This is a genomic window from Arthrobacter sp. Ms25 (genome assembly GCF_059090365.1).
In genome coordinates this window covers 411,039-429,984 of record NZ_JBNHFP010000003.1, presented here as the reverse complement: position 1 = coordinate 429,984, position 18,946 = coordinate 411,039, and the positions used below count along the sequence as shown (strand labels likewise).

The 18,946-nt window shown below is 67.4% G+C and carries 23 protein-coding genes and 1 riboswitch; of the genes, 12 read left to right on the top strand and 11 right to left on the bottom strand.

The window, feature by feature from the left end:
* The first annotated feature begins 63 nt into the window (after positions 1-63).
* The gene (locus AC5RT8_RS10200) at positions 64-405 is read left to right on the top strand and encodes a YnfA family protein (protein ID WP_494095589.1); all 342 of its coding nucleotides are present in this window, start codon (positions 64-66) and stop codon (positions 403-405) included.
* A gap of 3 nt (positions 406-408) precedes the next feature.
* Here the strand turns inward: AC5RT8_RS10200 and AC5RT8_RS10195 are convergent, their stop codons facing one another.
* The gene (locus AC5RT8_RS10195) at positions 409-2,802 is read right to left on the bottom strand and encodes an ATP-binding cassette domain-containing protein (RefSeq protein ID WP_494095588.1); all 2,394 of its coding nucleotides are present in this window, start codon (positions 2,800-2,802) and stop codon (positions 409-411) included.
* 350 nt (positions 2,803-3,152) lie between these two features.
* On the opposite strand from AC5RT8_RS10195, the gene AC5RT8_RS10190 reads away from it, so the two are divergent.
* The 4 genes from AC5RT8_RS10190 (at position 3,153) to AC5RT8_RS10175 (ending at position 5,348) form a co-directional block, all read left to right on the top strand.
* A complete protein-coding gene (locus tag AC5RT8_RS10190) occupies positions 3,153-4,115 on the top strand; it encodes an alpha/beta hydrolase (RefSeq protein ID WP_494095587.1) in 963 nt (320 codons plus the stop codon).
* 31 nt (positions 4,116-4,146) lie between these two features.
* Positions 4,147-4,389 carry a hypothetical protein gene (locus AC5RT8_RS10185; protein ID WP_494095586.1) on the top strand — a complete coding sequence of 81 codons (243 nt, stop codon included), beginning with the start codon at positions 4,147-4,149 and terminating at the stop codon, positions 4,387-4,389.
* 138 nt (positions 4,390-4,527) lie between these two features.
* Positions 4,528-4,782, top strand: coding sequence for a hypothetical protein (locus AC5RT8_RS10180; protein WP_494095585.1), 255 nt, complete (start codon positions 4,528-4,530; stop codon positions 4,780-4,782).
* A complete protein-coding gene (locus AC5RT8_RS10175) occupies positions 4,782-5,348 on the top strand; it encodes a hypothetical protein (protein ID WP_494095584.1) in 567 nt (188 codons plus the stop codon). Before AC5RT8_RS10180 ends, AC5RT8_RS10175 begins: the two co-directional genes overlap by 1 nt.
* Here AC5RT8_RS10175 and AC5RT8_RS10170 read toward each other — a convergent pair.
* Entirely contained in the window at positions 5,335-6,180 is an 846-nt protein-coding gene (locus tag AC5RT8_RS10170; protein ID WP_494095583.1) for an aldo/keto reductase, read from the bottom strand. The genes AC5RT8_RS10175 and AC5RT8_RS10170 overlap by 14 nt on opposite strands.
* A 101-nt stretch (positions 6,181-6,281) precedes the next feature.
* A complete protein-coding gene (locus tag AC5RT8_RS10165; RefSeq protein ID WP_494095582.1) occupies positions 6,282-6,686 on the bottom strand; it encodes a VOC family protein in 405 nt (134 codons plus the stop codon).
* Positions 6,687-6,938: 252 nt separating this feature from the next.
* Here AC5RT8_RS10165 and AC5RT8_RS10160 point away from each other — a divergent pair, with 252 nt between their 5' ends.
* Complete coding sequence (locus AC5RT8_RS10160; RefSeq protein WP_494095581.1) at positions 6,939-7,691, top strand: glucose 1-dehydrogenase; 753 nt, start codon at positions 6,939-6,941, stop codon at positions 7,689-7,691.
* A gap of 50 nt (positions 7,692-7,741) precedes the next feature.
* On the opposite strand, the gene AC5RT8_RS10155 is transcribed toward AC5RT8_RS10160, so the two are convergent.
* From AC5RT8_RS10155 to AC5RT8_RS10140, 4 genes are all read right to left on the bottom strand, one after another.
* Positions 7,742-8,545: a MerR family transcriptional regulator gene (locus AC5RT8_RS10155; protein WP_494095580.1), complete on the bottom strand. Its 804-nt coding sequence runs from the start codon at positions 8,543-8,545 to the stop codon at positions 7,742-7,744.
* Positions 8,546-8,638: 93 nt separating this feature from the next.
* Positions 8,639-8,881, bottom strand: coding sequence for a hypothetical protein (locus AC5RT8_RS10150; protein WP_494095579.1), 243 nt, complete (start codon positions 8,879-8,881; stop codon positions 8,639-8,641).
* A 248-nt stretch (positions 8,882-9,129) separates the two neighbouring features.
* Entirely contained in the window at positions 9,130-9,510 is a 381-nt protein-coding gene (locus tag AC5RT8_RS10145; protein ID WP_494095578.1) for a hypothetical protein, read from the bottom strand.
* 115 nt (positions 9,511-9,625) lie between these two features.
* Positions 9,626-10,762 carry a serine hydrolase domain-containing protein gene (locus AC5RT8_RS10140; protein ID WP_494095577.1) on the bottom strand — a complete coding sequence of 379 codons (1,137 nt, stop codon included), beginning with the start codon at positions 10,760-10,762 and terminating at the stop codon, positions 9,626-9,628.
* Positions 10,763-10,867: 105 nt separating this feature from the next.
* A riboswitch (TPP riboswitch) is annotated at positions 10,868-10,957 on the top strand.
* On the opposite strand from AC5RT8_RS10140, the gene thiM reads away from it, so the two are divergent.
* The 3 genes from thiM to thiD all read left to right on the top strand — a co-directional run bounded on the left by thiM (position 10,949) and on the right by thiD (position 13,301).
* Complete coding sequence (gene thiM, locus AC5RT8_RS10135) at positions 10,949-11,758, top strand: hydroxyethylthiazole kinase (protein ID WP_494095576.1); 810 nt, start codon at positions 10,949-10,951, stop codon at positions 11,756-11,758. (Overlaps the previous riboswitch by 9 nt.)
* Positions 11,755-12,435 (top strand): thiamine phosphate synthase, encoded by a 681-nt coding sequence (gene thiE / locus AC5RT8_RS10130; RefSeq protein ID WP_494095575.1) that lies wholly within the window; start codon positions 11,755-11,757, stop codon positions 12,433-12,435. The genes thiM and thiE overlap by 4 nt, the downstream gene beginning before the upstream one ends.
* Positions 12,423-13,301 (top strand): bifunctional hydroxymethylpyrimidine kinase/phosphomethylpyrimidine kinase, encoded by an 879-nt coding sequence (gene thiD / locus AC5RT8_RS10125; RefSeq protein ID WP_494095574.1) that lies wholly within the window; start codon positions 12,423-12,425, stop codon positions 13,299-13,301. The genes thiE and thiD overlap by 13 nt, the downstream gene beginning before the upstream one ends.
* On the opposite strand, the gene AC5RT8_RS10120 is transcribed toward thiD, so the two are convergent.
* On the bottom strand, positions 13,288-13,848 hold the full coding sequence (locus AC5RT8_RS10120; RefSeq protein WP_494095573.1) for a GNAT family N-acetyltransferase: 561 nt from the start codon (positions 13,846-13,848) through the stop codon (positions 13,288-13,290). The genes thiD and AC5RT8_RS10120 overlap by 14 nt on opposite strands.
* A gap of 78 nt (positions 13,849-13,926) precedes the next feature.
* Entirely contained in the window at positions 13,927-14,112 is a 186-nt protein-coding gene (locus tag AC5RT8_RS10115; protein ID WP_494095572.1) for a DUF8730 family Cys-rich protein, read from the bottom strand.
* Positions 14,113-14,285: 173 nt separating this feature from the next.
* Between AC5RT8_RS10115 and AC5RT8_RS10110 the strand changes: the two genes are divergently transcribed.
* Positions 14,286-15,683 (top strand): MBL fold metallo-hydrolase, encoded by a 1,398-nt coding sequence (locus tag AC5RT8_RS10110; protein WP_494095571.1) that lies wholly within the window; start codon positions 14,286-14,288, stop codon positions 15,681-15,683.
* A 47-nt stretch (positions 15,684-15,730) separates the two neighbouring features.
* Here the strand turns inward: AC5RT8_RS10110 and AC5RT8_RS10105 are convergent, their stop codons facing one another.
* Complete coding sequence (locus tag AC5RT8_RS10105; protein WP_494095570.1) at positions 15,731-15,988, bottom strand: metal-sensitive transcriptional regulator; 258 nt, start codon at positions 15,986-15,988, stop codon at positions 15,731-15,733.
* 101 nt (positions 15,989-16,089) lie between these two features.
* Between AC5RT8_RS10105 and AC5RT8_RS10100 the strand changes: the two genes are divergently transcribed.
* Complete coding sequence (locus AC5RT8_RS10100) at positions 16,090-16,680, top strand: rhodanese-like domain-containing protein (RefSeq protein ID WP_494095569.1); 591 nt, start codon at positions 16,090-16,092, stop codon at positions 16,678-16,680.
* 43 nt (positions 16,681-16,723) lie between these two features.
* A complete protein-coding gene (locus tag AC5RT8_RS10095; protein ID WP_494095568.1) occupies positions 16,724-17,482 on the top strand; it encodes a sulfite exporter TauE/SafE family protein in 759 nt (252 codons plus the stop codon).
* Here AC5RT8_RS10095 and AC5RT8_RS10090 read toward each other — a convergent pair.
* The gene (locus AC5RT8_RS10090) at positions 17,479-18,861 is read right to left on the bottom strand and encodes a DUF2254 domain-containing protein (protein ID WP_494095567.1); all 1,383 of its coding nucleotides are present in this window, start codon (positions 18,859-18,861) and stop codon (positions 17,479-17,481) included. The two genes, AC5RT8_RS10095 and AC5RT8_RS10090, sit on opposite strands and share 4 nt — an antisense overlap.
* Positions 18,862-18,946: the final 85 nt, after the last annotated feature.

The window sequence follows — 18,946 nt, the reverse complement described above, 5'->3', positions numbered from 1 at the left end:
GTTCACGACGCCGGTCCGGCGCCTGGCGGCGGCAGGCACCGGTCCTGCGGCAGGATGGATGCCATGACCATCGCGAAGACCGTCCTCCTTTTCCTGCTGGCGGCCGCCGCTGAAATCGGCGGTGCCTGGCTGGTATGGCAGTCCGTCCGGGAGGACCGGGCGTGGTGGTGGGCGGGTCTGGGCGTGATGGCCCTGGGCGCCTACGGGTTTGTGGCAACGCTGCAGCCGGACGCGCACTTCGGCCGGATCCTGGCCGCCTACGGCGGAGTCTTTGTTGCCGGTTCGCTGGTCTGGGGCATGGTCTTCGACGGGTTCCGGCCCGACCGCTGGGACATCCTCGGCTCGCTGATCTGCCTGGCAGGGGTCGCCGTCATCATGTTCGCGCCCCGCGGCCCGGTGTCGTAGGCGTCACCCCGCCGTGTAGGCCGCCAGATGCTCGCCGGTGAGCGTGGACGCGTCGGCCACCAGGTCCGCCGGCGTTCCTTCGAACACGATCCGCCCGCCGTCGCGCCCCGCGCCCGGACCCAGGTCGATGATCCAGTCCGCGTGCGCCATCACCGCCTGGTGGTGCTCGATCACGATCACCGACTTTCCGGAGTCCACCAGCCGGTCCAGCAACGCCAGCAGCTGCTCTACGTCGGCCAGATGCAGCCCGGTGGTCGGTTCGTCCAGCACAAAGACAGCTTCCTTGCCGCCCATATGCGTGGCCAGCTTCAGCCGCTGCCGCTCGCCGCCCGAAAGCGTGGTCAGCGGCTGGCCCAGGTGCAGGTAGCCCAGGCCGACGTCGGCCAGCTGGGTCAGGATCTTATGCGCGGCGGGGGTGGCGGCCTCCCCCTCTGCGAAAAACACCCCGGCATCGGCGACCGACAGGGCAAGCACCTCGGCAATGTCCTTGCCGCCCAGCCGATACTCCAGCACCGAGGCCTGGAACCTCCGGCCCCCGCACTCCTCGCAGACCGATTCCACCGTGGCCATCACCCCCAGCTCGGTGTAAATCACTCCGGCGCCGTTGCAGGCCGGGCAGGCTCCCTCGGAGTTGGAGGAGAACAGGGCCGGCTTCACCCCGTTGGCCTTCGCGAATGCCTTCCGGATAGGCTCCAGTAGGCCGGTGTAGGTGGCGGGGTTGCTGCGCCGGGAACCGCGGATGGGGCTTTGGTCCACGGTCACCACGCCCTCCCGTCCGGACACGGACCCGGAGATCAGCGAGCTTTTACCCGAGCCGGCCACCCCGGTGAGCACCACCAGGACGCCCAGCGGAATGTCGACGTCGATGTCGCGCAGGTTGTTGGTGGCGGCGCCGCGCACCGGCAGGGACGACGACGGCGTCCGCACCGAGTCCTTAAGCCGCGCCCGGTCCCCGAGGTGGCGGCCGGTCAGTGTGCCGCTCTCCCGCAGTCCGTCCAGCGGACCTTCGAAGGTGACGGTGCCGCCGTCGGTACCCGCCCCAGGTCCCAGATCCACCACGTGGTCCGCGATCGCGATGGTTTCGGGTTTGTGCTCCACCACCAGCACGGTGTTGCCCTTGTCCCGCAGCTGCAGGAGCAGCTGGTTCATCCGGGCAATGTCGTGCGGGTGCAGGCCGATGGTCGGCTCGTCGAACACGTAGGTGACATCGGTGAGCGAGGAGCCCAGGTGCCGGATCATCTTGGTCCGCTGCGATTCGCCGCCGGACAGGGTGCCCGAGGGCCGGTCCAGGGACAGGTAGCCCAGCCCGATTTCGGCAAACGCGTCCAGCAGGTGCTGCAGGCCGGTCAGCAGCGGGGCCACCGAGGGTTCCTTCAGTCCGCGGATCCAGCCGGTGAGGTCGCTGATCTGCATCGCGCAGACATCGGCGATGTTGACGCCGTCGATCTTTGAGGACCGTGCTTCGGGGCTGAGCCGGGTGCCGTTGCACTCGGGGCAGGTGCTGAAGGTGATGGCCCGTTCCACGAAGGCACGGATGTGCGGCTGCATCGACTCGGGGTCCTTGGACAGCATGGATTTCTGTATTTTCGGGATGAGGCCCTCGTAGGTGAGGTTGATGCCCTCCACTTTGATCTTGGTGGGCTCCTTCCAGAGCAGGTCATGCAGCTCGCGCTTGGTGAACTTCCCAATTGGCTTGTCCATGCGGAAGAACCCGGAACCGGCGAAAATCCGCCCGAACCAGCCCTCCATGCTGTAGCCGGGCACCGTGACCGCACCTTCGGCCAGCGACTTCGTGTCGTCGAACAGGGCCGTGAGGTCAAAATCCGTCACTGCCCCCGTTCCTTCACAGCGCGGGCACATGCCGCCCAGCCGGTTGTAGGTCGCTTTCTCCGCGCGGGTTTTCCCGTCGCCGCGCTCCACCGTGATGGCACCGGAAGCCTTCACGGACGGCACGTTGAAGGAATACGCATTGGGCGGGCCGATCTGCGGCTGACCGAGCCGGCTGAACAGGATGCGCAGCATCGCGTTGGCGTCGGTCGCGGTGCCGACCGTGGACCGCGGGTTCGATCCCATCCGTTCCTGGTCCACGATGATCGCGGTGGTCAGGCCCTCCAGCAGGTCCACCTCGGGACGGGCCAGCGCAGGCATGAACCCCTGCACGAAGGCGCTGTAGGTCTCGTTGATCAGGCGCTGGGATTCTGCGGCGACGGTGCCGAACACCAGCGAGCTTTTACCGGATCCGGACACCCCGGTGAACACCGTCAGCCGCCGCTTGGGGATCTCGATGTTGATGTCCCGCAGGTTGTTCACCCGCGCGCCCTGCACCCGGATCACCCCGTGGGTGTCCGCCGGGTGTGGTGTGTGCCGGTCTGTTTGCGTTTCGGTGTCCGTGCTCATGGCCGCTGCATCCCTCCGCCGGTCCGGTCCCGTCCGTGCGATTCTGCCGCTTACTCTCCAGTGGCGGCAACGGGTTTTCGGGAACGACGACGGCGGGCTGCGGGACCGCACGGCCTGCCGGCAGCGCCGGCGCGGGGTCGACGGTTCGGCAGACCGGTGCCTCAGCTACACTCGGGCGCATGCCCGCACATGCTGCACCCGCACACGTCGTACCCCTTCCCGAGTGGTGCGAGGGTGCCCCGGGCAGCCGGGACTACACCCCGTCGGGACCAGCGGAGGGCGTTCCTTGGCTCTGCCGGTAGCCGGAGGCCAGCCATGTACCGCCCGGCGACCACGAAAGAAGGAACACGATGGCAAAGCTTGATCTGCGGGTACGGCTGGTCGGCAAAGTGCTGGCGCGGACCTCGGTGGCGAACAAGAGCGACGAACAGATCCTCGCCGACCAGCAGCGCAGCATCAAGCACAACCCCGTGGTGGACTGGGTCCTGGGCGGCGTCGCGCCCGGTGTACAGCTGAAAGACGACACCGCTGCGGGAGCCGAGGGCCGGATTCCCGTCCGCGTGTACCGGCCGAAGGACACCGCCGGCACGCTGCCGCTGGTGGTCCTGATCCACGGCGGCGGCTGGACCGTCGGCAACCTGGACATCTACGACTCGCTGGCCAGCACCATTGCCCGGGACGCACGCGCCGTCGTCGTCTCCCTCGAGTACCGACTCGCGCCGACGCATCCCTGGCCCGCCGCCGCGGAGGACTGCTATGCCGCGCTGACAGAGGTAGCTTCCCGTGCCGGCGAGTGGGAGGCCGACGCTGGCCGGCTCGCCGTAGTGGGCGACAGCGCCGGAGGCAACCTGGCGGCGGTGCTGACGCTGATGTCCCGTGACCGGTCCGGTCCCGGGATCGCGTTCCAGGGGCTGATTTATCCCGCGACCGACCTGACCCTGGGCAGCGCATCCATCGAGGAAAACGCCGACGCGCCCATCCTCACCAAAGCAGACATCCACCGCTACGGCGGTCTCTACGTCCCCGCCTTGGAAGACCGCAGCAACCCGTATGCCTCGCCGCTGCTGGCGTTGGACCACTCCGGACTGCCGCCGGCGCTGATCCAGGTCGCCGAACATGATCCGATCCGTGACGACGGGCTGCGCTACGCCGACGCGCTGCGCAGGGCCGGCGTACCGGTCCGCGTCACCACCTACGTCGGCATGCCGCACGGCTATCTGGCCTTTCCGCGGCTCTGCCGCAGCGCTCCGCAGGCACTGGCCGAGCTGACCGCGGAGCTGCGACGGCAACTAAAGCCTGCCGCGGTGGGGTAGGGCACGCCGCGGCTAGGACCGGCCGGCGGCCATGACCCCCGCCCTGGACCCCGACGACATGATGGATCCGACGGACAACCAGGACATCACCGCCAGCACGGATAAAGCCGAACCGATCGACAACGCCGAGCCGAAGGACCCGACGGACCCGATGGAGCAGGCGGATCCCACACTGCCGATCGACAGCACCGAGTTCTTTGACCCGATGGACAGCACCGACCCGGAGGACCACAGTGACAAAGCTGAACTCTCCATAGGTGTTCCTTCTGCGTGAGGGCGCGCCGCTTATCGTCGCGCCGGTCCCTCCGCACCCTAGCCCCGGCCCCGGCCCCGGGCATCCATACGGGTAGCCGCGGCAAATAGATGTCAACAAACACTTGACGTTCATCAGGTGTCAAGCTCTAATTGACGCATGATGACGTATCGCAAGTATCTGGCGGCCATGGGCGCCGTGTTCCTCCTGCTGGGCCTTGCGCTGGGCGGGCTTTACCTGTGGCTGGACCTGGACGGGTTCTTCGGCGGCATGTGCGCCGGGGCCTCGGTGACATCGACCATCTTCGGCGTCTATGTGTGCGTTCGGTATCTCTGGGGGAATCGGGGACGGAACGGTGCTGAAGCCGTCGACTGGCTCCCGAGCCGAAACCGGGCGGACCGGGACCGGGATTGATGAAACCGAGCAACGCGGACCCGAGCCAGCAGCCCGCCCCTGACCTTCAGGAACAGATCGGCGCGCTGATTCTGGGAGACTACGACGACGGCGGCAGTCTCACCGAGGCCGATCACCTCGCCCTGGTCGCGCGGGCGGGTGCCGCCGAGCGGGCCAGCCAGCAGCTGCAGCACCGGGCAGTCGCGGCGGCACGCCGCGCGGGGATCAGCTGGGCCGCGCTGGGCCGGGAACTCGGCATGAGCCGGCAGGCGGTGCAGCAGCGTTTCGGCGGCCAGCAGGAGGAACCTGTTTCGGGGTCCCGCGAGCGCTGGCTCGGCCCGGTCACGGCCTTCGACGAAATGACCGAACTGAAGGCCGCCGGACGGCAAGGGTGGCGCACCATCGGCGTCGACGTGCTGCGCCACCGGATGCTGCAGACCGACACGCAGTGGGAACACCGCCGCGTGCTCTGGACCCGGCCGGCCCACCATTACGAAACGGACGGGTGGCAGGTGGGCACCCGGTCCTTCCCCTGGCTCTACCTGGTGCGGAACCTGCACCGGTCCCCCGAACCTAGTCCAGCCTGACCCCGCTCAGCCGGGCCACCGCCTCCGGGTCCCGGTGGTCGAAGAACATGGATTTCCCGGTGTCGAGATCCGCGATAGAGGCCATTTCCTGCGGGCTGAGCTCGAAGTCGAACACGTCGAAGTTCTCGGCCATCCGCTCCGGCCGCACCGACTTGGGGATCACCACCACCCCGCGCTGAATCAGCCAGCGCAGCACCACCTGGGCAATGGACTTGCCGTGCACCTCGCCGACGGCCGACAAGGTGGGGTCGGAGAAGAGGTTGTTCTTCCCTTCCGCGAACGGGGCCCAGGACTCGTGCCGGACCCCGCGCTCGGTCATTAGCTGGTTCTCGACCGTCCGCTGGTAGAACGGGTTCGTCTCGATCTGGTTCACGGCCGGGACCACGTCGTGGTGCATGATGAGATCCAGCAGCCGGTCGGAGGCGAAATTCGAGACCCCGATGGCCCGGGCGGCGCCGTCGTTGTATAGCTGTTCCATCACCCGCCACTCGCCGTAGACATCCCCGAAAGGCTGGTGGATCAGGTAAAGGTCCACGTACTCCATGCCCAGGTTCTCCAGCGAGGTTTCGAAGGCGCGGGTGGTGGTGGCCTCCCCGTTGTCCTGGATCCAAAGCTTGGTGGTGATGAACAGTTCATTGCGCGCAATGCCGCTCTTCTGCACCGCCCGCCCCACGGCGTCTTCGTTCGAGTACGCTGCGGCGGTGTCCAGTGAGCGGTAACCGGCGGCCAGCGCGTTGGTCACGGCTTCCTCGGTCTGTTCCGGCGGCACCTGGTACACACCAAAGCCTAGGATCGGCATTTCGACGCCGTTGTTCAGGGTCACGGTTTCCATCGGCTTTCCTCTCAATGGTCTTCCGGAGTGCACGCCCGACACTACAAGCAGAGGACTCCGGGCGGGAGTGCCTCCGCCACATAATGCCTCGCCGCATGTTTTCAGCTAGCTGGCGCTACGAACGCCCGCCGCTCTTCATCGCTGCGCAGGATGCAGAATTCGTTGCCCTCGGGGTCCGCGAGCACCACCCATCCGGTGCCGTCTGCGTTGCGCCGGTCCGCGATTTCACGGGCACCCAATTCCAGGAGCCGGGCAAGTTCCTGGTCGCGGGTGCCTTCCGCGGGCTTCAGGTCCAGGTGGAGCCGGTTCTTGATCTGCTTGGCATCGGGAACCTCAATGAACAGCAGCCGCTGTGTTCCGTCCGGCGAGAAGATCATGCACTCCTCCTCGCCGGGCCGGTTCGGATCCTCCGGATCTTCCCCGAAGCCGAGGATCCGGCTCCAGAACATTGACTGGCTGTACGCGTCAAGGCTGTCAAAGGAGGTGTGGGAAATCAGGGATGCCATGGGGAGGAGCCTAAAGGGTTTACCGCCGATATGACACTGGCCACAACAGGGCCCTTTCGGCGGATTCTGCTCGATTCCGCGGCCGTACGATCGGAGTTGGGGTCTCCCTCCAGCACAGCGTCCCACCCGGTGATGCCGCTGTTGGCGTGGGGGACCACAGAAGCTACCAGCAGCCCCAAACCGTGGGACCCTGTGCCCACCCCAGCGGGATCATGCCGTCGAATCCGGCAACTCAACCAGGAGGATGCACCAGTGAGCGAACGACTCAAAGACAAAGTAGCCCTGATCACCGGCGCCGCCAGTGGCATGGGCGCCTCCCACGCGCGTGCCTTTGTGCGCGAAGGCGCCAAGGTGATGATTGCCGACATCAACGACGACGCCGGCGCCGCCCTGGCCGCGGAACTGGGCGACGCCGCCCGCTACGTACACCTGAACGTCACCAGCGCCGAGGACTGGGCAGCCGCAGTGGCCGCCACCCTGGAAACCTTCGGCCGGCTGAACGTCCTGGTGAACAACGCCGGCATTCTCGACGGCGGCCCGCTCGGCCAATACCCGGTGGAGCGCTGGCAGCGGGCACTGGACATCAACCTGACCGGCCCTTTCCTGGGCATGACCGCCGCGGTCGAGGCGCTGAAGGCCTCCGCCCCGGCGTCGGTCATCAACATTTCCTCCACCGCCGGGCTGGAGGGCATTGCCGGAATGCACGGCTACACCGCGTCGAAGTTCGGCCTGCGCGGGCTGACGAAGTCCACCGCACTGGAACTCGCCGCGTCCCACGTCCGGGTCAACTCGGTGCACCCGGGGTCCATCCAGACCCCCATGACCGCCGTGATGGGCCGTCAGAAGCCGATCGACTTCACCGAAACCACCCTCACCCGGCCGGCTGCTCCGGAAGAGGTCACCAGTGTTGTCCTCTTCCTGGCCAGCGATGAGTCCAGCTTCTCCACAGGCGCGGAGTTCGTAGTGGACGGCGGGATCACCGCCGGAAAGATCTACAACGTCTAAGACGGCGTGTTTGGCGGGACCGGCACTTCGGCGCCCGTCCCGCCGTTCCGTTACGCCGGCTGGACCGGCTGCTGCAGCTCCGTGACCCAGTCCGCCTGGTCATCGGAGACGGCACGGATATACACCTCCCGGCACGGGCCGGAGAGGACAAAGCCGCGGGCAATGGTCTCCATGTGCACGGCCTGCCAGCTTTCCGCTATGCGGTCCATGGCGCCAAGGTGGATACCGCAGATGGCTGTCGGCGCGGCCGGCAGGTCCACCTGCTCCACGCCGTCGGGTCCCGCAGAGGAGACGGCATACCCGGCAGTGATGTGCATGCCGTTTTCGCTCATCTCGTACTGGGCGATCGGCGTATCCAGGGATGCGCCCGTGGGTGCCAGTGCCTTCGCGACGGCGTCGAACAGGGGCCCGACGACGCCGGCCACCTCGTGCTGTTCGGCGACGACGGCGGTGCGGGCGGCCAAGCGGACCGCGGGCAGGGACTTGGAGACTATTTCTATCTGGGACATGGCGTTTTCCTTTTCAATGAGGTGGAGCCGCCGTTCCACGTCGAGGAGCCTCGCAGCCGCCGTTCTCTGTTCGCTCTCCACCTCGGCGCGCCGGACGCGGAGCATCCGGGCGATCCGGTCGGCGTCGACTCCGGCCTCGAGAATGGAGGCAATTTCCTCCAGGCCGAAGCCGAGCTGGCGGAGGGCGACGATCCGGTGCAGCCGTTCCAGCTGGGAGGGATCGTAGGAGCGGTAACCGCTGAACTCGTTGACATAGGCCGGTACGAGCAGCCCGGCGGTGTCCCAGTGCCGCAGCATGCGGTGGGTCACCTGGCCGATCTGCGCGAAGGCTCCGATGGATAACATGTCCCAGTTCTCCCGCCTTCCACTGTGTCAGGGTCAGGTTTCACGCCGAGATGCTTTTCCCCTGCAGCCCAGCACCGCGGCACACCGCTCTGGTCAGGTCGCGAGGCCGCCACTCCACACATCGTTGGGCTCGCTGTACAGGATGAAATCGAGCACCACCCAGGAAAAATAGATGAACAATGCCATTCCGCTGACGTTGAGGATTGTAGTGATCCAGCCGAGCACCTTCCCGGCAGTCGCCGGTGCATTCAGCTTCTCGGCCTTTGCGGCGTAGTAAATGGCGAGCGGACCAAGAATGATGCCCGCCGCGAAGAAGCCCACAACTCCCAGAATCATTGCCTGCTGTGCAAGGTGCTCCCCGGGCGTGCGCTCCCGGTTCCCCGGACCTGCGTACCCGCGATCTACAAACCCGGGGTACAACGGCGGCGGTGTCCCCGGGTAACCGCCCGGAAATGCGCCGGGGTGTGGTTGGGCATGCTCCTGCGGCGGGGAGTTCGGTACGGACACGTGGGTTTCTCCTCGTCGGTGCGGATTCCGATCATCGTAAGGTTTTTGCCCGAGCCGCGCGGCGGACAGCCGTTGGGCTAGATGGCTCGGCCGCCGAAGTCGGTGAGCGCGGCAAACACCAGGAAGTAGATCAACACCTGAAAGAAGGCGACGTAGAACGCACAAATGACCACGTTGACCCAGCCGAGCACCTTGCCCGCAGTCGCCGGGACATTCAACGCCTCGGCTTTTTGGGCGTAGTGAATGGCCAGGGGCCCGAGGACGAAGCCAGCAAAAACGAAGCCAAGCGCCCCGAACAGGAGCGATTGGTTCTTAAAGCTCTCGCCCGCTGCATGCCCGCCGGGCCGCTGGGCAGACATCGGGTAGGGCGGGAACTGCGTTCGCGGCCCATCCCCTGCTTCCCCCCTCGACGGGTAGGGATACTGGTCATTCTGCGGGTCCGGGTGGGGCGTGGACACGGGGCCTCTTTCTCCTGCGCTTCGGGATTCCGTTTATCGTAGGGCCTTCACTGTGCCATCACACCCCGGGAGACGTCCTCAACCGCGCCGTCGTCCGTCATTTACACCGGGATTTTCACGGCTCACGAATACTCTCCCGCAGTTCCCCGAACGGTTTCCAGAAGAAGTCGAAATGCTCCTGCGTGCTACTCAGGAACCGCTGGGTGAATACGACGCCGATGTCTCCGTTGGGGTAGACAGCGGCGCTGGTCCCGGAGCCGCCGAGCCACCCCCACATGCCCGGCTCGGACCAAGGCGCCCCCTGTCCTGTCTGCACGGCAGTCATGAATCCCCAGGACTCGTCCGGGCCGGCCACTTCAGCCACGCCGACCTGCTGCGGGGAGGTCAGCTGGTCTGCGGTCATTTCGCGCCGCAGTTGGGCCGGCAGCACTGTGTCATCCGCGAGCCCGGTGAGGAAGCGCAGAAAGTCCGGCACGGTGGAGACCATCCCTCCGCCCAGAGACGCGAACTTCGGCGGTCCTGCCAGTGCGTCCCGGTAGGACACCGCCTCGAACAAGCCGCCGTCGTCGTTGGCCGCGTACACCACCGGGAAGTGTTCGGTGCCCGTCGGGAACCCGGTGCCGGTCAACCCGAACGGTTCGCTTATCCGTTCCTGCACCAGCTGGTCCAGGGGCGTGACGGCGGCTGCCGCGAGCAGGACCGAGAGAACGTCGGCGCTGGCGTGGTACATCCAACGCTCCCCCGGCTGGTAGGCCAGCGGCAGGCTGCCGAGCCGTGTCAGGTACTCCTCGGGGGTCATGTCCGGCGGGTTGGGTCCCCAGAGGAAATCCTGGGTGGCCGCCACATAGGGTGTCGGGTCGAAGTCGACGCCGAGCCCGGCGGTGAAGGTCAGCAGGTGGCGTACCGTCACGGGACCGCGGGCCGGGACCGTCAGCGTTAAAGGCGCATCCGGGGTCGCCAGCACCCGCAGGTTCGCCAACCTCGGCAGCCAGCGCCCGGCCTCGTCATTCAACCCGAGCGTGCCGTCGGCCACCAGGCTCATGGCCAGCGCACCGCCGATCAGTTTGCTCAGCGAGGAGATGCGGAACGGGGTCTCCTCACCCATTGGCTCGGACTGGTCGAATCCCAGCGCCCCGGTGGCGAAGATTTCGGTCTGCCCGTTGATCCGGACCCCTGCCACCAGTCCCGGGCACCAGCCTGATTGGACGGTCTCGGTCAGACTGTCCCAGAGGGGTGCGGCGATGCCTGGCATGCCTCAACTGTCCGCTTCTGCGGGGCAGGGAGTCAACGGACCGGGGCTGGGTGTGCGCTTGCCAATGCGCCTTTGCCTTTCGTCCCCACCGCTCGTAGAGTCGATCCCAGTGACACGGGGTGCCGCAAGGCTGAGATGACACCCGTTGAACCTGATCTAGTTAGAACTAGCGAAGGGATGTCGCGGATGACTATTCGCCTCACACCGTTAACCGTTTCCACCCACTTGGACCGCCTGCGGGCCGAACCGCCGCTGGTGCAGTGCCTCACCAACGCCGTGGTCACCAACTTCACCGCCAACGTACTCCTGGCCCTCGGCGCCGCTCCGGCGATGACCGACATTCCCGGCGAGGCAGGGCCGTTCGCCCGGATGGCCTCCGGCGTCCTGATCAACCTGGGCACCCCGCACGCCGAACAGCGCACCGCCATGCTCGAAGCAGCGGAGGCAGCCACTGACACCGGCACCCCCTGGGTGCTGGACCCCGTTGCGGTCGGCAGCTTGCCCGTCCGCACTGCACTGGCCGCCGATCTGCTGGTCCTGCGCCCCACCGCAATCCGTGCCAACGCGTCCGAGGTCATCGCCCTCGCCGGGCTGGGTGCAGGCGGACGCGGGGTGGACGCCACCGACGACCCGGAAGAAGCCCTCCCGGCGGCCACCCTGCTCGCCGGCAAGTACGGCAGCGTCGTGGCCGTCTCCGGCGCCACGGACGTCATCACCGACGGCACGGACACCCTGCGCCTGCGCAATGGCAGTTCCCTGCTCACCAAGGTCACCGGCGGCGGCTGCGCCCTGGGCGCGGTCACGGCAGCATTCCTTTCGGTGGCCGACGACGGCGGCCGGCTGGTTGCCGTTGCCTCCGCCACCGCTGCCTACACAATTGCCGCCGAACAGGCCGCAGGGTCCGCAGCCGGTCCGGGAAGCTTCGCCCCGGCGTTCCTCGATGCGCTGTGGAACCTCGATTCCGGGCTTATCGCCGAGCGGCTGGTGGTGGAATGAGTACCGCACCTGCCACCGCCTCCATGCGCGAACGTGCCCGGCACACCGGGATCTATCTGGTCACGGATACGGACCAGTGCGGTGCCCGTGGCGTCACCGACACGGTGCGGGCAGCCGTCGCAGGCGGCATCCGCACCGTCCAGATCCGCGAAAAGCACGCCACGGCCACGGACTTCTACTCGCTGGTGCTGGCCGTTGCCGCGGCCGCCGGACACCAGGCGCTGCTGCTGGTTGATGACCGTGTGGATGTTTATCTGGCCGCACGTGCCGCCGGCGCCGAGGTACACGGTGTCCACGTGGGCCAGAGCGACCTGCCGGTCACCGCGGTGCGGCAGCTGGTGGGGCCGGACGCCGTCGTCGGGCTGACTGCCAATACCGCGGAACACCTGGCTGCTGTCCGCGCCCTGCCCGCCGGAACCGTGGATTATCTGGGCGCTGGAGTCATCCGGCCCACCAGCACCAAACCGGACCACCCCGAACCGCTGGGAGTGGACGGATTCCGTGCCTTCGCGGCAGAATCTCCGCTGCCCTGTGTGGCCATCGGCGGAATCCAGGCCGCCGATGTCGAACCGCTGCATGCCTCGGGGGCTTCGGGGATCGCCGTCGTGTCCGCGGTCTGCGCCGCAGCCGATCCCCTCCGGGCGGCAGAGGAACTGGTGGCGGCATGGAACCGGTGAAAATCCCGCGGATCCTGAGTATTGCCGGCACCGACCCCACCGGCGGGGCCGGCATCCAGGCGGACCTGAAGTCCATTGCCGCTACCGGCGGCTACGGGATGGCCGTGGTGACAACGCTGGTGGCACAGAATACCCAGGGCGTGCGCTCTGTCCACTCCCCTCCGGCGTCCTTCCTGCTCGAACAGCTGGCGGCCGTCAGTGACGACGTGTCCATCGATGCCGTGAAGATCGGCATGCTCGGCACCGCAGATGCCATCCGGACCCTCACCGGCTGGCTGGACAGCGTCCGCCCACCCGCCGTCGTCCTGGATCCGGTGATGATCGCGACCAGCGGCGACCGGCTCCTGAATTCCGACGCCGAAGAAGCGCTGCGCGGCCTGCTGGCCCATGTAGACCTGGTGACCCCGAACCTGCCCGAACTCGCAGTGCTGCTCGGCGAAGGCCAGGCCTCGTCCTGGGAGGAGGCATTGGAGCAGGGCACCCGCCTCGCTGCTGCCTACAATCTGTCCGTCCTGGTGAAGGGCGGGCACCTGCCCGGAGCGGAGGCGCCGGATGCGCTGGTCCGGTTCGACGACGACGGCACGCGGCAGGTCACGGAGGTCCGTTCCGCGCGGGTGGATACGGCGAACACGCACGGCACGGGCTGCTCGCTCTCCTCTGCGCTGGCGACGCTCTACGCCCGGTCCGGGGACTGGGATACCGCGCTGCGGGCGGCGAAGGCGTGGCTGCAGGAGGCGCTGGAAAACGCGGACGGGCTCCAGGTGGGAGCCGGTCACGGTCCGGTGAACCATTTCCATGGAATATGGGCACGCGGGTTGGCGGACCTGCCGGAGCGGGAGGGTGCTCCAGGAACTACGATTCCCTGACTATGCCGAAAATCAGCAGGTCCCGCCGCCGGCCGGAAATCTCCAGATAACTGCGCAGCAGCCCTTCGCGCTCGAAACCCGCAAGTTCTGCGGTGCGGATTGAGGCGGTATTCCACGGCTCGATGTACGCCTCCACGCGGTGCAGCTGCGGAATGGTCCACGCGAACTCCACCGCGGCCAGGAGCGCCGAGGCGGCGTAGCGGTGGCCGCGGGCGGACGGAGTGATCCCATAACCGGCCTGGGCGCGGCCTTTCGCCAGTTCCCTGACCCACAGCCCCAGCTGACCCACGCACCGGTCGGTGCCGGCGTCGGCCACCGCAAAGGAAAAGCCGGCGCCCTCCGCGTACCGGTTCCGCTGCCGTTCCACCCACTCCAGCGCCTGTGCAACGCTGGCGTTCCCGGCGAGAGTACCGATGGCGGGGAAATACTCGTCCCGGGACATCTCCCTGACCGTGGCCGCGTCTTCATCCCGGAAGGCGCGCAGGCGCACGTTTGCGTGCTGCGGGGCGACGGACGGCCAGGCTGGCATGCCGATGCTGGTTTCCATGGCGACAGCCTGCCACAGCCACACCTGGGGTGGCCGGAGGCGCGGCTTGCAGTGGCCGGAGGCGCGGCCCGGTCCTGCTTACTTCCGGCCGAACAGCTTCCCCAGCCATCCGCCGGACGGCTGCGCGCCGGCCGGAGCTTTTCCGTCCGCGCCGCAACTGCAGCGGTCCGCCTTCGGCACCCCGCGCATCACCTGGTCAACGTGGTTTCCGCACCCGGCCCACGTGGTCTTGCCGCATTTGCGGCACGTCACTGCTCGGCACATTTTGCTTGTTCCTTGGCTCGAATTCCTACGGGACACTGCGCCCCTCCACCATCGTGGCAGATACCCCCTAGGGTATGCAAAAGCGCCCGTCTCCAGTTTGCGAACATACCCCCCTAGGTATTACCGTCGAAGCAGAACGGATACCCCCGGGGGTGTCTAGAAAAGGAGATTCCATGCTGCTCGAACGCATCTATGACGAGGACCTGGCCCAGGCAAGCTACTTCATCGGCTGCCAGCGCCAGGGCGAAGCCGTGGTGGTGGACGCCCGCCGCGACATCAACACCTACCTGGAGCTCGCCGCCGCCAACGGCATGCGCATTGTCGCGGCCACCGAGACGCACATCCATGCCGATTACCTCTCCGGCACCCGCGAGCTCGCGGCCGCCACCGGCGCCGACATGTACGTTTCCGGCGAGGGCGGCACCGACTGGCAGTACCGGTTCGAGGCAACCCGCCTGCACGACGGCGACACGATTCCCCTCGGCAACATCACCCTCCAGGCCCTGCACACCCCGGGCCACACGCCGGAACACCTTTCCTTCCTGGTCACCGACGGCGCCTTCAGCAGCGAACCCGGCTACCTGCTCTCCGGCGACTTCGTCTTCTCCGGAGACCTGGGCCGCCCCGACCTGCTGGACGAAGCCGCCGGTGGAGTGGACACCCGCTTCGAAGGCGCCCGGCAGATTTTCCGCAGCCTGCAGGAGAAGTTCCTGACCCTGCCCGACCACGTCCAGGTCTACCCCGGCCACGGCTCGGGCAGCGCCTGCGGCAAGGCACTGGGCGCACTCCCCTCCACCACCGTGGGCTACGAACGCCTCTACGCGTGGTGGGGCAAATACCTTGCCGCCACTGACGAGCAGGGCTTCGTGGAGAAACTGCTCGACGGCCAGCCTGATGCGCACGCCTACTTCGGCAGGATGAAGCGCGAAAACCGGCAGGGTCCGGCAGTGATGGGCGAACGCGCACCACTGCAGGAACTGTCCGCGGACGACGTCGCCCGCGGGCTGGCGCAGGACACCCTCACCTTCGTGGACACCCGCCCGAACGGACAGGTCCACGAGGGAACCGTGACCGGATCGGTGAATATCCCCGCCGGCACCAAGACCGCCAGTTTCGGAGCCTGGGCCGTGGACCCCGAAACCGACCACCGCCCGTTGGTGCTGCTCGCCGCCGATCAGGGCTCTGCACAGGAGATGTGGGACCATCTGGTCCGGGTCGGCATTGACCGGGTGGCCGGCTTCACCACCACCTTGGACGGCCTGCCGCAGACTCTGCCGCGCCTGATCCAGCCGGAAGAGCTGGAGGGCTTTGACGCAGCCCTGGTCCTTGATGTCCGCAACCGCACCGAGCACGCCGCCGGACACATCCCCGGCTCGAGGCAGCTCAGCGCCGGACGGGTGCTCTGGAACCTGGACCAGCTGCCGGACGAGGGCACCATCGTGACGTACTGCCAGAGCGGCGTGCGCAACTCTGTGGCCGCCAGCGCCCTGCGCCGGGCCGGGTACGACGTCGTCGAACTGGACGGCAGCTACGCCGGCTGGTCCGGCATGCAGGCCCGTACCAACAGCTGATTTCCGTGGCAGGGGCGGCCGGTGAACCGCCGCCCCCCCCCTGCCGCCTAGGCTAGGGAGAGGAAGAGCTTTTCCAGGTCCTTCTTGTCCATCGAGCCGTCCTCGGTGAGCAGGCACTGCTCCAGGCCGGCCGCGATAATTGCGAATCCCGCCTTGTCCAGCGCCTTCGACACAGCTGCCAGCTGCGTGACGATGTCCTTGCAGTCCCGCCCCTCCTCAAGCATGCGGGTGACCGCGGTCAGCTGTCCCTGAGCCCGCTTCAGCCGGTTGATGACGGGTGCGAGTTCGCTGTTATCCAGCTGCATGGACTTCTCCTCCGGTGTGATTTTCCTACCGGAAGTATACCCCCAGGGGTTTCGCTCCGGCGTTTTTCCGCAGAACTACCTATCTACAGAAATGAGGGCCCATGGCCTCCTCCGCTTCCCCCGCAACCGAGCTCGACGCCGCCACCCTGCAGAATTGGATGAGCCGGCACGAAGACCTCGTGGTCCTCGACGTCCGTTCCGCCGCCGAGTTCGAAAGCATGCACATCCGCGGCTCCTACAACGTGCCGCTGCCGCTGTTGTCCGAGCACACCGACGAGCTGGCCGAACGCCTGGGCAGCCGCGTGGTGCTGGTCTGCCAGTCCGGTGTCCGCGCCGAACAGGCCCGCACGCGCCTCGCCGGTGCGGCCGTCGCCAACGCCCGGGTCCTCACCGGCGGTGTGCCTGCGTTCACGGCGGCCGGCGGCGACGTCGTCCGCGGCGCACAGCGCTGGTCGCTGGAACGCCAGGTCCGCATGGCGGCGGGTTCCCTGGTGATCGCCGGATTGGCAGGCGGCCGGTTCATTTCCCCCAAGGTGCGCCTGCTGGCCGCGGGAATCGGCGCCGGGCTGACGTTCTCCGCTGCGACCAATACCTGCGCCATGGGCCAGGCCCTGTCGAAGATGCCCTGGAACAAGGCGGCGTCCGACCCCACGGCGCAGTCGGCCATCAGCCAGCTGCCCGCCGCCCGCTAACCCGCCCGCCCCACCACCGCTCCCCCTTCCAAGGACACCATCCATGACCGTTACCCTCGCCGCGACCCTCCTGCTTTCCGTGCTGATCGGGCTATCGCTCGGCCTGCTCGGCGGCGGCGGGTCCATCCTCACCGTCCCGATCCTGACCTACGTGGCCGGCATGAGTCCCCGCGAGGCCATTGCTTCTTCGCTGTTCGTGGTCGGCGTGACCTCGGCCTTCAGCGCCGTCGGGCACGCCCGCCGGGGCCGGGTGAAGTGGCGCACCGGGCTGCTCTTCGGCGCGGCCGGGATGGCAGGCGCGTTTGGAGGCGGCCTGCTTGGCGGTCGGATACCGGGAGTGGTGCTGATGGTCGCCTTCGCCCTGATGATGATCGCGACCTCGGTGGCAATGATCCGCGGGCGCAGGGGCGGAGCCGGAGAATCCCATAGCAAAGAGCTCCCGGTCGGGAAGGTCATTCTCGAAGGCCTGGCTGTGGGCCTGGTGACCGGCCTGGTGGGAGCCGGCGGCGGGTTCCTGGTGGTCCCGGCGCTGGCCCTGCTGGGCGGGCTTTCCATGCCCGTGGCGGTGGGAACCTCACTGGTGGTCATTTCTCTGAAGTCCTTCGCCGGGCTGGCCGGCTACCTCACCACCGTGTCCCTGGACTGGCCCCTGGTGGGCAGTGTCACCGCCGCGGCCATCGTCGGGTCACTGATCGGCGCCCGGCTGGTCGGACGTATTCCGGAGGCCGCGCTGCGCCGGGGCTTCGGGTTCTTCGTGCTGGCCATGGGCGTTTTCGTCCTGGCCATGGAACTGCTTCCCTAGACCGACCGGGTCTCCCCTGCCCGGTCCGCAAACGCGGACTCCAGGTCCCCCGCGAGGGCTTCCTCGACCCGGCGGGCCATGTCGCGGACTTCCCGCTCGTCAGCCACCGCCAGATCCCGCGAGGTGTTCGCCAGCACCAGCGAGGACTGACGGTGGATCTCCTCCCGCTGGTCATCATTGACGGCATTGGCAGCGCAGTCACGCAGCAGACGCTGCACGGCAGTGAGCACAATGGGTTCGGAATCCGCGAAGCGACGGACCGGGCCGCAGACCAGGTCCATGAAGTACCGGTAGTCGCGGCCCACGGTGACCAGGCGCAGCACACCGTCGCGATCCTTCTGCCCCTCAGGGCCCAGCCGCCGGTGCGAGATATCCACCAAGAGATCGGCACAGTAGCCCAGCGCGTGGGCGGCGGTGATCGGATCGTTGATGCTTGGGGAAATGGCTTTGACGGCAATGTCCGTCAGCTGGCGCAGCCCCAGCGCGGCATCCTGCTCCGGTGTCCGTTCGTAGCCGATCTCCAGGGCATCCACCAAGGACTCTCGTACCGCACCGAGCGGAAGCGGTCCGCCGTCGTCGCTCCAGACCCGCGCCACCGGCGTTCCGATGGTCACGTGGTCGCCGGGCTGCACCTCCATCCGCATAGTCAGTCCGTATTCGTGCAGCATTTCGACCAGGGGCTTCGCGTGCACAGCCTGCACGATGCCGCTGCGGCCGACCGGAACGGGGGCGCCGCCGTCGGGCCGAGGAAACTCCTGAACCTCGCCGATCTCGGACGCGGGGTAGGTTTCACGCAGCACCGTCAGACAGCCCTGATGTGCGTTGAGCATCATGGTGTCCACCCGCAATGACCGGGTGATGTGCCCGATGAACAGCAGCAGCACTACACCGCTGGCAATACCCAGAACGTAGACCAGGCCCACCACCAGCACCGGAACAGGCCGGTTCGCATCCATTCCGTGCAGGCCCGTGATGGAGACCATGAAGGTTCCCATCAGCACACCCAGGATGGCCTGGGTGCGGGCATCGCGGGCGAACTCGCGCAGCAGCCGGGGTGAAAACTGCTGCGAGGCCAGCTGCAGGGCCACCACGGTCAGCGAGAAGGTCACGGTGGCAGCCGTCATGACGCTGGTAGCGACGGTCTGCAGCAGGCTACTCGCGGCTTCGGCGCCGGAGGGCCAGATCCAGCTTGCCCATGCGGCGTCGTCGCCCGGGCGGACCTGCATCAGCAGCAGCGTCAGCAGCACCGCCGCAAGCGAAGCGCAGGTGGGCCAGAACCAGAGCGACGCCCGCAACGCGTCCCGGGACACCCGGAAGCGCGGCTCCGGATTCGGGTGGCGCGGCGGGAAGGTGGACGAACCATGCACGGTATTACTCATCGGGGGCCCCTTGGAATGCGGAATCTCAACCACCCTTCATTGTGCCCGGGTTCACGATTGGCTGCCCCATATGCCCGGCGAGAGT

What these genes read in the sequence shown, in the direction of transcription:
- AC5RT8_RS10150 (WP_494095579.1), bottom strand. Translation starts at nt 8,881, where the DNA reads ATGATTCTGGGAGTTGTGGGCTTCTTCGCGGCGGGCATCATTCTTGGT.
- AC5RT8_RS10190 (WP_494095587.1), top strand. Translation starts at nt 3,153, where the DNA reads ATGGCAAAGCTTGATCTGCGGGTACGGCTGGTCGGCAAAGTGCTGGCG.
- thiD (WP_494095574.1), top strand. Translation starts at nt 12,423, where the DNA reads ATGGAACCGGTGAAAATCCCGCGGATCCTGAGTATTGCCGGCACCGAC.
- AC5RT8_RS10155 (WP_494095580.1), bottom strand. Translation starts at nt 8,545, where the DNA reads ATGTTATCCATCGGAGCCTTCGCGCAGATCGGCCAGGTGACCCACCGC.
- AC5RT8_RS10105 (WP_494095570.1), bottom strand. Translation starts at nt 15,988, where the DNA reads ATGCAGCTGGATAACAGCGAACTCGCACCCGTCATCAACCGGCTGAAG.
- AC5RT8_RS10095 (WP_494095568.1), top strand. Translation starts at nt 16,724, where the DNA reads ATGACCGTTACCCTCGCCGCGACCCTCCTGCTTTCCGTGCTGATCGGG.
- AC5RT8_RS10140 (WP_494095577.1), bottom strand. Translation starts at nt 10,762, where the DNA reads ATGCCAGGCATCGCCGCACCCCTCTGGGACAGTCTGACCGAGACCGTC.
- AC5RT8_RS10185 (WP_494095586.1), top strand. Translation starts at nt 4,147, where the DNA reads ATGACCCCCGCCCTGGACCCCGACGACATGATGGATCCGACGGACAAC.
- AC5RT8_RS10120 (WP_494095573.1), bottom strand. Translation starts at nt 13,848, where the DNA reads ATGGAAACCAGCATCGGCATGCCAGCCTGGCCGTCCGTCGCCCCGCAG.
- AC5RT8_RS10115 (WP_494095572.1), bottom strand. Translation starts at nt 14,112, where the DNA reads ATGTGCCGAGCAGTGACGTGCCGCAAATGCGGCAAGACCACGTGGGCC.
- thiM (WP_494095576.1), top strand. Translation starts at nt 10,949, where the DNA reads ATGACTATTCGCCTCACACCGTTAACCGTTTCCACCCACTTGGACCGC.
- AC5RT8_RS10200 (WP_494095589.1), top strand. Translation starts at nt 64, where the DNA reads ATGACCATCGCGAAGACCGTCCTCCTTTTCCTGCTGGCGGCCGCCGCT.
- AC5RT8_RS10180 (WP_494095585.1), top strand. Translation starts at nt 4,528, where the DNA reads ATGATGACGTATCGCAAGTATCTGGCGGCCATGGGCGCCGTGTTCCTC.
- AC5RT8_RS10195 (WP_494095588.1), bottom strand. Translation starts at nt 2,802, where the DNA reads ATGAGCACGGACACCGAAACGCAAACAGACCGGCACACACCACACCCG.
- AC5RT8_RS10100 (WP_494095569.1), top strand. Translation starts at nt 16,090, where the DNA reads ATGGCCTCCTCCGCTTCCCCCGCAACCGAGCTCGACGCCGCCACCCTG.
- AC5RT8_RS10165 (WP_494095582.1), bottom strand. Translation starts at nt 6,686, where the DNA reads ATGGCATCCCTGATTTCCCACACCTCCTTTGACAGCCTTGACGCGTAC.
- AC5RT8_RS10170 (WP_494095583.1), bottom strand. Translation starts at nt 6,180, where the DNA reads ATGGAAACCGTGACCCTGAACAACGGCGTCGAAATGCCGATCCTAGGC.
- AC5RT8_RS10175 (WP_494095584.1), top strand. Translation starts at nt 4,782, where the DNA reads ATGAAACCGAGCAACGCGGACCCGAGCCAGCAGCCCGCCCCTGACCTT.
- AC5RT8_RS10090 (WP_494095567.1), bottom strand. Translation starts at nt 18,861, where the DNA reads ATGAGTAATACCGTGCATGGTTCGTCCACCTTCCCGCCGCGCCACCCG.
- AC5RT8_RS10110 (WP_494095571.1), top strand. Translation starts at nt 14,286, where the DNA reads ATGCTGCTCGAACGCATCTATGACGAGGACCTGGCCCAGGCAAGCTAC.
- thiE (WP_494095575.1), top strand. Translation starts at nt 11,755, where the DNA reads ATGAGTACCGCACCTGCCACCGCCTCCATGCGCGAACGTGCCCGGCAC.